At 52.9% G+C, this 11,934-nt stretch carries 8 protein-coding genes, 1 pseudogene and 2 riboswitches; all 9 genes and pseudogenes read right to left on the reverse strand.

Annotated features, from left to right (window positions below):
* Window positions 1–3: 3 nt before the first annotated feature.
* Entirely contained in the window at window positions 4–1,305 is a 1,302-nt protein-coding gene (secY, locus tag ACSZLD_RS08040) for a preprotein translocase subunit SecY (protein ID WP_377909668.1), read from the reverse strand.
* Between the two features lie 247 nt (window positions 1,306–1,552).
* Window positions 1,553–2,092: pseudogene (locus tag ACSZLD_RS08045) on the reverse strand (DsbA family oxidoreductase); the annotation flags it as partial.
* 113 nt (window positions 2,093–2,205) lie between these two features.
* Window positions 2,206–3,363 carry a homoserine dehydrogenase gene (locus tag ACSZLD_RS08050; RefSeq protein ID WP_444684850.1) on the reverse strand — a complete coding sequence of 386 codons (1,158 nt, stop codon included), beginning with the start codon at window positions 3,361–3,363 and terminating at the stop codon, window positions 2,206–2,208.
* The gene (gene acsA, locus ACSZLD_RS08055; protein ID WP_444684851.1) at window positions 3,360–5,027 is read right to left on the reverse strand and encodes an acetate--CoA ligase; all 1,668 of its coding nucleotides are present in this window, start codon (window positions 5,025–5,027) and stop codon (window positions 3,360–3,362) included. Before acsA ends, ACSZLD_RS08050 begins: the two co-directional genes overlap by 4 nt.
* Window positions 5,024–5,773: an ABC transporter ATP-binding protein gene (locus ACSZLD_RS08060; protein ID WP_377909665.1), complete on the reverse strand. Its 750-nt coding sequence runs from the start codon at window positions 5,771–5,773 to the stop codon at window positions 5,024–5,026. Before ACSZLD_RS08060 ends, acsA begins: the two co-directional genes overlap by 4 nt.
* Window positions 5,774–5,786: 13 nt before the next feature.
* Window positions 5,787–6,632: an ABC transporter permease gene (locus tag ACSZLD_RS08065; protein WP_377909664.1), complete on the reverse strand. Its 846-nt coding sequence runs from the start codon at window positions 6,630–6,632 to the stop codon at window positions 5,787–5,789.
* Window positions 6,633–6,647: 15 nt separating this feature from the next.
* Window positions 6,648–7,631: an aliphatic sulfonate ABC transporter substrate-binding protein gene (locus tag ACSZLD_RS08070; protein WP_444684852.1), complete on the reverse strand. Its 984-nt coding sequence runs from the start codon at window positions 7,629–7,631 to the stop codon at window positions 6,648–6,650.
* A 66-nt stretch (window positions 7,632–7,697) separates the two neighbouring features.
* Complete coding sequence (locus ACSZLD_RS08075) at window positions 7,698–9,479, reverse strand: PLP-dependent aspartate aminotransferase family protein (RefSeq protein WP_377909662.1); 1,782 nt, start codon at window positions 9,477–9,479, stop codon at window positions 7,698–7,700.
* Window positions 9,480–9,622: 143 nt separating this feature from the next.
* A riboswitch (SAM riboswitch) is annotated at window positions 9,623–9,739 on the reverse strand.
* Between the two features lie 180 nt (window positions 9,740–9,919).
* Window positions 9,920–10,027: riboswitch (SAM riboswitch) on the reverse strand.
* A gap of 58 nt (window positions 10,028–10,085) precedes the next feature.
* Complete coding sequence (gene ilvD, locus ACSZLD_RS08080) at window positions 10,086–11,786, reverse strand: dihydroxy-acid dehydratase (protein ID WP_444684853.1); 1,701 nt, start codon at window positions 11,784–11,786, stop codon at window positions 10,086–10,088.
* Between the last annotated feature and the right edge of the window lie 148 nt (window positions 11,787–11,934).

Genomic DNA, 11,934 nt, shown 5'->3' on the forward strand with positions numbered 1-11,934 from the left:
CTATTAAGAGGAGCGGCGCATAAATCCTGTGTAGCGCCGGTCAATCAGCTGACTTTCAATTCGCTTCATCGTATCAAGTGCAACCCCGACGACGATGAGAAGACCTGTACCGCCGATCTGCACCGCTGGCGGAAGGCCGGCAAGTGTACCGAAAATAAGCGGTAAAATCGCTACAGTTGCCAGGAAGAGCGAGCCGACGAATGTCAGTCTGTAAAGCAGGCGGACGATATAGTCCTGTGTTGCTTTACCCGGACGAACGCCTGGAATAAATCCATTCTGTCGCTGCAGGTTCTGCGCCATCTGCTCCGGATTCATCTGCACAAACGTATAGAAATACGCAAAGGCGATGATGAGCAGCGCATAAAAGACCATGCCGATCGGGTTCGTATAGTCAAATGTCTGCACGATCCACGTTGAGATCGGACTGCCTTCCCCGACGAAGTTCGCTACTGTAGGCGGGAAGATAAACAGCGACATCGCGAAGATGACCGGGATAACCCCCGCTGCGTTTACCTTAATCGGCAGGTGAGATGACTGTCCGCCGGTTGCACGGCCGCCAGCTGCGATTTGCTTCGCGTACTGAACAGGTACTTTTCGTTCAGCCTGCTGGACAAAGATAACGAATACGACTACTGCCAGAATCGCCAGTACGATCAGGGCCACAATGACAATGTTTAAGAAGAGCTGGTCCCCTGCATCGGCAATATAGATCGTATACAGCTGCATCACGCCGTTCGGAATTCCTGCTGCGATACCGGCAAAGATCAATATCGAAATACCGTTTCCGACACCTTTAGCCGTAATCTGCTCACCGAGCCACAGCAGGAAGGCCGTGCCCCCGGTAAGGGTGATCGCAATGATCAGGTACGTTGAAACGGACGGATTCGGTACGAGACCCGGCATCAGGTTATTGAACCCGATGGACATCCCGAGTGCCTGTACAAACGCGATAGCGATCGTTCCGTACCGCGTCACGTTGGCCAGTTTTTTTCGGCCTGCGTCTCCTTCACGCGCCCACTCTGCAAACTTCGGTACAACGTCCATGCGAAGGAGCTGGACGATAATGGAAGCCGTAATGTACGGCATGATTCCGGTTGCGAAGATCGAAAAGTTTTCGAGCGCCCCGCCGCCAAACGTATTCAGAAAGCCTAGTGCGGCAAGTCCGTCGAAGCTGAGCGCATCCGCGTTCACTCCCGGAGCGGGAAGATGAGCGCCAATACGGAAAACGACAAGGATCGAAAGCGTGAACAAAATTTTATTCCGCAGATCGCCTGCCTTAAACATCCCTCTTAAAGTACTAAACATACGCTTAAACACCTCTGTTCATCTCAAAAATCTCAGATGCCTGCGTAAACGCCTACGCATCCTGATGCTGTGCTGGTCGTGCATCCCCTATCAAAAAACAATCGTTCCACGTCAAAATTACTGCCTTATCAGTCTATCATATTCATGCGGACCGCGCGCGGACAATTTTACTTAGAACCGAAAAAAAATGCAGAAAACAGCAAAAAATCGTCCCGAAAACGGAACGATTTCCTCCTTTTATGGAAAACTAATCCATCTCCTCAGCCAGTGCCTGCTCGTACGCCTGCTGCCTCTGCAGGCCGGTTAACTTCTGGCCGCCAATGAAAAAGGTCGGCACTGCCTGAACTCCCTCTTCATAGGCACGGCGCTGCGATGCTTCGCGCTCATCGGAATACACTCGTTTCTTCAGTGCTTCCCGAAACGCTTTCGGCTCCAGGCCGGTTTCCCTGGCCAGAGATTCCAGCACATCCGGATCACCAATATCGAGTCCTTCTTCATAAAATGCTTTAAACAGCCGGTGCGCATACGCGTTGCCCAGGTTCTGCTCCTTCGCAAACAGCAGTCCTTCATGAGCAAGATGGGTGTGCGGCTGCGGATCCGTCATATTGAGATTCATCGTAACACCGAGCTGGTCGGCGATCGGCAGTATGCGCTGGTGCCATGCCTGCTGAATATAATCGCTGTGCGGACTCAGCGTTTCCTGCGGATACGGCCGCAGTTCAAACGGGAGCCATTCTATATCTACATCTTTTCCTTCCATTGCACGAAAAAGCGGAGCCTCCGCTAAATAGCAGAAAGGTCAAACGAAATCGCTGTAAATACGGACTTTTATACTCATCTTTCAGCCTCCTTCAGCTTTTGAACGTAGTGTAGCAGAAGGCGGCTGGGACAGCCAGCAATTTAGACTGGCTGCAGCACTTCTTCGGGACAGCCTAGTACAGCAAGCGCCTTCCCTTCCGGTCTGCGGCGGACGACTGCTCCGTACTTGCCGTCGGACTCGACAATCCGGCTGACAGGCTCCAGTTCATCTGAAATGGCGCTGCCGGTAATAAACCAGTACGGGAACGGTTCCTCCTCAGAAGGAGCCGACTCGGTGAACGGCGGCTCTTCCTCTGCCGTATTCGTCCAATGATTGATCACGTCCTCGATCACCGCACCTGCCGTCGGAAATTTCCCGGCTCCCGGTCCTTGAAACAACAACGGTCCGCTCAAGGATGCTTCCACATAGACGCCGTTGTTCACATCCTCTACGCCGTAAAGGGCATGATCCTTTAAGACGAGCTTCGGACCGACGAAGGCTTTCGTTCCTTCTAATGAAGCAACGTGCTTGATTCGTCCACCGAGCTTTTCTGCTAAATGCAAATCGCGTACATCCATACCGCGGATCCCCTGCGGACGCTCTTCCGTCCATTCAGGTCCCGCGCCGTTGATCCAGAAACTCAAGATCGTCGTTTTAAACCAGGCATCCCACCCATCAATATCCTTATCCGGCACCGCTTCTGCGTAGCCTAGTGCGGTTGCTTCCTCCAGTGCTGCTTCAAATGCGGTACCTTCCTCCCTCATTTTCGTCAAAATAAAGTTGGAAGTGCCGTTTACAATTCCCTCTACGCGCAGGATGCGGTTTGTTTTCAGCGTATGGCGGATGGAGGAAAGGATTGGGATGCCGCCGGCGACAGCCGCTTCATAAAATAATCTGCTGCCGGAGCCTGCAGCAAGCAGATGCAGCTCTTCCCCGTGCCGGGCAATCAGCTCCTTATTGGCGGAAATCACTGAGATCCCCTTTTGCAACAGCTTCCGAACGGCTGGATAGGCCTCCTCCGCATCCGTCACCGCCTCTACCACAGTGTCCACCCCTGCTTCAAACAGCGCCTCGAGCCGATCGGTCACGAGCGTTTCCGGTCCGGTTGTGCGGGTTTTTGACGCGTCTTTAACTACGACGACTGGAATCGTGAAAAAACCAGCGAGTGTTTCAACGCGCTTTCGTTCTTTCTCCAGGCTTTCATAAACACCGCTCCCGACCGTTCCAAATCCAAGGATTCCTAATTTTCTCGTACTCATGTTGCAGCCTCCTTCTCCAGCTCACGGCGCTTTAATTCCCGCCGTAATATTTTCCCGCTGATCTTTGTCTTCGGCAGCTCCTCGACAATTTCAATTTCTTTCGGAGCGGCGTGTGCCGCGAGGTTCCGTTTCACAAACTGCCGGATTTCTTCTGACAGCCCTTCCCGCTCCTCATATCCTGCGCGAAGCGTGATAAATGCTTTGATGATATGGCCTCGAATTTCATCAGGTTTGCCGATCACGCCGGCTTCCGCTACGGCTTCATGCTCAATCAGCTTCGACTCTACTTCGAACGGGCCGACCTGCTCGCCGGCCGTTTTAATTAAATCATCGTCACGCCCCTGGAAAAAGACGTAGCCATCCTCATCCTGCAGTGCCGTATCACCGGATAAGTACCAGCCGTTTTCCGTGAAATACGAGCGGAACTTCGCCTCGTTTTTCCATATCTCTTTCATTAATCCCGGCCACGGAGAACGCACCGCAAGCTTCCCTTGTCTGCCGGCAGGAAGCGGCTCGTTGTTTTCATCCAGAATCCCAATTTCAATGCCAGGGAACGCTTTTCCCATCGAACCTGGTTTTATCGTATCAGACGGCAGGTTCACGATCAGGTGTCCGCCTGTTTCGGTCATCCACCACGTATCATGAATACGGACCCCAAACTCTCTGTACGCCCAGTGAATCACTTCCGGATTCAGCGGCTCGCCAACACTCAGAATATGGCGCAGGCTTTTCAGGCTGTACTGCCTGTGAAGATCCCCTTCACTCATCAGCATCCTAAACGCTGTCGGAGCACTGTACCAGATCGTCACGCCGAAGCGGTCAATCAGACGGTACCACTCGGCGGCATCAAAGCGGCCGCCGTGTATCACGACAGATGCCCTGTTCAGCCAGGGTGCGAACACGCCGTACACGCTGCCTGTCACCCATCCCGGATGAGAGGTGCACCAGTATACATCATCTTCCTTAATATCAAGCACCCACCGTCCGCTGATGACATGATGCGGCAGCACCTTTTGTGCATGCAGCACGCCTTTTGGTTTGCCGGTAGAGCCGGACGTATAGTGAATCAGCATCCCGTCCTGTTCCCCGCGCCACACGACCGGTTCCTCTTCGTTCTCGTGAACCGTTTCTGCTTGCAGTTCATCGATCAGCCACGTTTTTTTCAAGTGCGGCAATTCGCTTGCCGGAACTCGTTTGCCGAGCTCCTCGTCGGTAATCAGATACTGCGCTTCACAGTCGTGCATCCGCTCCTTGACCGCTTCTTCCATAAACGCTTCAAACAGAGGTCCGGCGACTGCTCCAGCTTTAATAGCCGCCAGTACAGCAAAGTAGCAGTCCGGCGACTTCGGCAGAAAAATAAATACGCGGTCCCCAGGCAGCACTCCTTCCGCCTTCAGAACGCGCGCATAGTGATCGGTAATTCTCTTCACCTGCTCAAACGTGTACAAAGCTTCTTCTGTTCCGTCGGTGTAAAGCAGCGCCGTCCGGTCTCCGTAGCCGTCGTCGACGTGGCGGTCAATGCACTCATATGCTGCGTTCCATTTTCCCTCCGGCACTTTACCGAGCCGGTTTACGGCGTCCTCCCAGCTCGTTTTTCCCCGCTGCCGGTCAATCGTAATGTTTGCATTCGCCGCCGTAAGCGGAGAAGGATTCAAAACGTTCATGCACGGACCTCCCTCTGTACGTTTCTCGTCATATCGAGACTCTCAAGAATATATTCCTTCAGTTCAGCAAGCTGCGGATCGCTTTTGCGGCGCGGCTTGGCCGGAGTCACTTTTACATTGTCATGCAGCTCGCCCGGCTGCCCTTTTAAGATAACAATCCGGTCGCAGAGCGTGAGCGCCTCGTCGATATCGTGCGTGACGATGATCATCGTAGGGCTGTAGCGCTCCCAAAGCTCCAGTACCATATCCTGCAGCTGCAGCTTCGTAAACGCATCCAGCGCACTGAACGGCTCGTCCAGAAGCAGGGTGGATGGCTCTGTCACAAGCGCTCTGGCGATGGCTGTCCGCTGCGCCATTCCCCCTGAAAGCTGCTTCGGATAGTGGCCTGTAAAATCCTCCAGACCGACGACCTTTAACAGCTCAAGTGCCTTTTGCTTCTGCTCCTCTTTCGGCCCTTCCAGGCCGAAGCAGACGTTATCCAGTACGGTCAGCCACGGCATCAGCCTTGGTTCCTGAAAAATAATACCGAGTTCTCCGGAGGGGCCGTTTACTTCCTTTCCGCTGATGCGAATAGTGCCGTTGTAATCGGTGTCCAGTCCGGCTACTCCACGGAGAATGGTACTTTTTCCGCATCCGGATGTACCAAGCAGCCCGATGATTTCACCCGGTTCTGCCTGAAACGAAATATCTTCTACAGCTGTAACGCCGTCAAACGAACGTCCAAACCGTTCAACTTGTATGCTCATGCGGGTATCCTCCTTACGTTTTCAGGCTGTCCTGCCAATGCAGGGCGCGTGTCTGGATTTTTTTGAGCGCATAGTCCGTCAGCTTGCCCATGATCGCAAATAAGACAATGCTCGCGAGAATCACGTTTGGTGCCAGCGTATTCTGTCCCAACACTAGCAGATAGCCGAGGCCCTGACTTGCACCGAGAAGCTCTGCTGCCACAACGAACATCCATCCGAGACCGAGACCGCTGCGCAGGCCGGTGATAAAGGACGGAAGCGAGGCAGGCAGAATGATGCGCCGCACGAGTTGAAACTGTGACAGGCTGTATGCTTTGCCGACTTCAATTAATTTGCGATCCACGGACTGAATGCCGCCGACGACATTCAGATAAACCGGGAAAAACACACCAAGTGCGATCAGCGTCACTTTGGAAGGCTCGCCGATACCGAGCCAGAGTATGAAGAGCGGGACCCAGGCGAGGGACGGGATCGCCCGGAATGCCTGTATCAGCGGATCAAACATTGTTTCTGCATTACGGGACATCGCTACAACAGAGCCAAGAATCACAGCTGCAAGCGTGCCCCAGAAAAAGCCCCAGAGCAGCCGGTACAATGTGATGCCGATGTGTCCCCAGAGCGAACCGTCTGCCGCCATGGCCCCGATCGTGCCGAGAACCTCAGTGGGCGCCGGCAGCAGGTGGCCAGCAACGAGCTCAAAACGGACGGTCCCTTCCCAGATAAGGAGCAGCAGCACTGGGAATAACAGGGCCAATCCGGTTGTTTTTAAAAACGACGGCAGCGCACGCTGCTCCTTCTTTATACGGCCCGGCACCTCTGCCAAGGCTCTGTCTGCGGTTGTATCATGCGTTACTGCCATCGTAGTTCCTCCTTGTTAATCGTTGATTACATTCTCAGCAAAGGACGGATCAATCAGCTCATCCAGCAGATCCGACACCTCCAGCTCATCGTCCAGATTACCTGATTTCTGCAGCACTTCTCCTGCTGCGGTTAGGCTGTCGATATGCTCCTGACCGGGCACCGGATTATCAAACGTGTTCCGCTCCAGCTGCAGTTCTGCTACTGCTGGATCGATGCCTGCCTCCTGCACCATAATTTCCACTGTTTCTTCCGGGTTGTCGAGCGTCCACTGTCTAGCTTCCTCGTATGCTTCGATGACCGTTTCCACAGCTTCCGGATGCGCTTCAGCAAAATCTTCCGTTACGTTCAGAAAGCCGTACGTATTAAAGTCTTTGTTACGGTGGAACAGATCAGCGTTTATTTCCAGCTCTTGTCTCGCCATGTGCGGATCGAGTCCAGCCCAGGCATCCACCTCTCCGTTTGCGAGCAGGTTCGCGCCATCGTTGTGCTGAACCGGCACGACTTCAATATCCTCTTCGGAAAGACCAGCTTCATCAAGTGCGCGAATCAGGAAAATATACGGATCTGTTCCGAGCGTCGCGGCGACCTGCTTACCGGCAAGGTCTTCCACCGAATCGATATCACTGTCTTCCGCCGTAACAAGCGCTGTCCATTCGGGCTGTGAGTAAATATACACATTTTTGATCGGAGCGTTATTGCCCTTAGCCATAAGGGCCGCCGCTCCGGCTGAAGAGCCGAAGTCTACGCTGCCGCCAGACAAAAATTCCAGCGCGTTGTTGCTGCCTTGACTCAGCACGTAGTCAATTTCCGTTCCTTCATCTGCGAACGCCTCTTCCAAAAATCCCTTTTCCTTTAATACGAGGCTTGTTGGGGAGTAGTACGCGTAGTCCACTGTAATCGTATCGGGTGAAGACCCGTCTGCCTCTGATTCTGAGGAGCAGCCAGCGGCGAAAAGAGCCGCTGCTGCAATGCTTCCAAGTTTCCAATAGTTGTTCATGACCTTCACTCCGTTTTCATGTAAATTGGCAGTTGGTACAGGCGCCTCTCCCTGCTTCTCGTGTCGTTACAGCTCGCACGCAAACGTAGAAATGGTTCCGCGCAGGCGCTGGGCTTCTTTATAGGTGCAGCGATTGTGGACGACTTCAAGACCTGCTTCTTTCGCAATCACGGCTGCTTTTTCGGAAATGACACCTTCCTGCAGCCAAAAGATTTTCGGCTGAACCGATGCTGCTTCCTCGGCAATCTCAATCGCCGCTTCCGGACTTCGGAACACTTGCACGATGTCGATCGGACCTGGTACAGACGTGATGTCCGGATATGCTTTTTCGCCTAAAATCTCGGTTTCCCTCGGATTAACCGGGATGATGCGGTACCCGAGCCGCTGCATCTTTCGTGCCAGCCGGTAACTTGGCCGTGACTCTTTGCCGCTCAGTCCTACGACGGCGATCGTTTTCGGACGAACTGCTCCATTGTCATCCACCGTTGCACGATCCAGCGCCCAGCGAATCACGCCTTCGTCATTAATGACCGTTTTTTCTTCTGACGTTCCTTCACCTGTAGCAATCTGTAAGGCGTGATCGAGATCTTTTTTCAAGTCCTCCGCATTTTCAATTCCGACAGATAAGCGGACCAGATCTTCAAAAACGCCTGTCTTTTCGAGCTCATCCCCTGTAAGCTGCTGGTGCGTCGTCGAAGCGGGATGGATGATCAGGCTTTTTGCGTCGCCGACGTTCGCAAGATGAGACCAGAGAGAAACCGAGTTTATCAGCTTGCTTCCCGCTTCCCTTCCGCCTTTGATGCCGAAATTCACAACCGCTCCGCCACCATAGTCGAGTACTTTCTTCGCATTTTCATGAGCGGGATGACTCTCAAGCCCCGGATAGGAAACCCAGTCGACTGCCGGGTGAACTTCCAGATAGCGGGCCAGTTCCAATGCGTTTTCGTTATGACGGACGATACGCAAATGCAGTGTCTCAAGTCCCTGCAGCAGCTGAAATGCGTTAAACGGGCTCAGGCAAGAACCAAAATCGCGGAGCAGCTGTACGCGCAGCTTCGTGCTGAAGGCGAGCGTGCCGAAATCTTTCGCGTATACGATGCCGTTGTAGCTTGGGTCCGGTTCATTGAAGACCGGAAATTTCTCCGACTGCCAGTTAAAGCGGCCCCCGTCCACGACGAGTCCGCCGATGGAGGTGCCGTGTCCGCCGATCCATTTCGTCGCAGAATGAACGACGATGTCAGCTCCCTGCTGAATCGGGCGCGCTGTATAAGGCGTCGCGAACGTATTGTCAATGATAAGCGGAATACCCGCTTCGTGTGCGACCTCGGAGACAGCCGCAATATCGAGCACGTGCAGGCTCGGGTTGCCGATCGTCTCCGCAAAAACCGCTTTCGTATTGTCCTGAATCGCATCGGCAAAATGCTGCGGCTCCTGCGGGTCAACAAATGTGACATCGATCCCGTACCGCGGAAGCGTAACAGAAAACAGGTTATACGTGCCGCCGTACAAATTCGTCGCCGCAACGATATGATCACCGGCACTTGCGAGATTTAGAATTGACAGCGAAATAGCAGCCATTCCGGAAGAGGTAGCAACAGCCGCCACACCTTCCTCTAGCAGCGCGATCCGCTTTTCGAGCACATCCGTAGTTGGATTGCCGATACGGCTGTAAATGTTGCCCGGCTCATCAAGGGAAAACAGGCTCTCTGCATGCTCTGTATCGTGAAACAAATACGATGTCGTCTGATAAATCGGTACCGCTCGGGACCCTGTCGTCGGGTCAGGGGACTGACCTCCGTGTAAAATAACCGTTTCCGGATTATATGTCGCAAATGATTTTTCACTCATGATGCATTCCTCCTGTTATTATAAGTAAATCAATTGGAAAACTTAGTTTTAAGCTTGCAAAGCTCTTTCTTCTGCCCTCCTGAAGCAATTAAAAATCTCCCTATCTGAAAAAGATAGAGAGATACAGGAAGTCAGTCTGTTCTCTCTCATCTTTCAGAGCTTTATGCTCTGTGGAATTGGCACCTTCCCGAATCTGTCAATCAGATCCGAATGGTTGCCGGGCTTCATCGGGCCAGTCCCTCCGCCTCTCTGGATAAGAGATATCGTTATTATGAAGTTAGGATTAATCTTGAGTTTTTCACTTTGATTAATCTGATAAATTGAATTAGTTTGAATCTTACCAGGCTTCTGATACGCCGTCAACTGGTTTCAGAAAAAAGAAAAACTCCCGGCCTGCCTGCTTAGCAGAAAGGACACGGGAGAGTTCGTTAAAATAAACGGACTTATCTCCCAAAGAGTCGCCTCTCTGCAGGAAGTAGCACCTTTCAGCATACGCTGATGGTTGCCGGGTTTCATCGGGCCAGTCCCTCCACCACTCTGGATAAGTAATCTGTTCAATTGGTTGAACGTATCATATCACGGGACGTTCCCGTCTGTAAAGCAGAATCAGAATTTATCGAGTCCGGCATCTGTAACTGCCCCTTTGGCAGAAGAAGATACAAGCGCCGCATATTTAGCGAGCACGCCGGTTTTGTAACGCGGTTCAGGCGCCTTCCAATTCGCTTTTCGTGCTGCAAGCTCTGCTTCATCGACGTGCATGTTAATTTCCTGCGTGTCACTGTCGATGGTCACCTTGTCACCTGTTTGAAGCAGACCGATCGGACCTCCCATTGCCGCTTCAGGCGCAATGTGCCCAATGACAAATCCGTGCGAACCTCCTGAAAAACGGCCGTCTGTCATAAGCGCTACTTTCCCATTGAGTCCACGCCCGACGATCATCGCCGTGATGGACAGCATCTCCGGCATGCCGGGTCCACCTTTCGGACCGACGTTGCGGATAACAAGTACGTCGTGTTCCACAATTTCACCCGCTTCAATCGCCTTCGTTGCTTCTGCCTCTGAATCATAAACTTTCGCTGTTCCTTCAAAGCGGCTGATTTTCTGACCGGACATCTTCGCAACGGATCCTTCCGGCGCAAGGTTTCCTTTCAGCACGACGAGCGGTCCTGTCGGCTTGAATGGGTTGTCGAGCGGCCGGATAACGTCCTGGCCTTCTTTCAGGGCAGGCGCTTCAGCAAGATTTTCCGCCATCGTCTTTCCCGTTACAGTCAGGCAGTCCCCGTGCAGCAGGCCTGCTGCAAGCAGCTCTTTCATTACGGCTGGCACGCCGCCGACTTCATACAGGTCCTGCATAACGTAACGGCCGCTCGGCTTCAGATCTGCGATATGCGGAACCTGCTTGCGAATACGCTCAAAATCGTCGAAATCGAGCTCTACGCCAGCAGAGTGAGCCATAGCCGTCAGATGCAAAAATGCATTTGTGGAGCCGCCAAGCGCCATCACGACCGTAATTGCATTCTCAAATGCTTTTTTCGTCATGATATCCCGAGGATAAATGTCGTTTCGGAGCAGATCGACAACGAGTTCGCCAGCCTGGCGGCACTCCTCTTCTTTATAATCGTTGACCGCCGGAGTCGAGGAGGAGCCAGGAATACTCATGCCTAAAGCCTCCACAGCAGACGCCATCGTATTCGCCGTGTACATGCCGCCGCATGCGCCGGCTCCTGGACAAGCGCTGCACTCTACTTTATGCAACTGTTCATCGTCGATGATGCCTTCCTGATACTGCCCAACCGCTTCAAACGACGATACGATGTCAATATCCCTGCCGTCGAGCTTGCCCGGCGCAATCGTTCCTCCATATACATAAACAGCCGGCAGGTTCAACCGTCCCATTGCCATCAGACAGGCAGGAGTAGTCTTATCACATCCGCCGACTGCAACAATGCCATCAAGCCGCTCTGCTCCGACAACCGTTTCAATCGAGTCTGCGATCACTTCCCGGCTCGGCAGGGAAAAGCTCATCCCTTCATGCCCCATTGCAATTCCATCCGCTACCGTAATCGTATTAAAAATCATCGGTGCACCGCCGCCCGCGGCAGCCCCGCTTTTCGCCTTCACAGCAAGCTTGTCAATATGTACGTTACACGGCGTCACTTCGCTCCACGTGCTCGCGATGCCGATCATCGGTTTTTTGAAATCGTCATCGGTAAATCCTACCGCCCTTAGCATCGACCGGTTTGGCACCCGGTTTGCCCCTTCACTGATTACTTTACTGCGTATACGCAAATCTTTTTCTTCACTCATGTCCTGTCATCCTCTCTTCTATACCTCTGCGCCTGTCACGCGAAAACTATAACCTTTATCTTAACGACTTTCCCGCGTTTCTGCAATGAGTTTTCAGAATTCAGCCGTTATTCTGAAAGGCACGCGTATTTGCGCGTTCAGCAGCAGA

This window comes from Alkalicoccus luteus, assembly GCF_052061695.1.
Lineage (GTDB): Bacteria > Bacillota > Bacilli > Bacillales > Salisediminibacteriaceae > Alkalicoccus > Alkalicoccus luteus.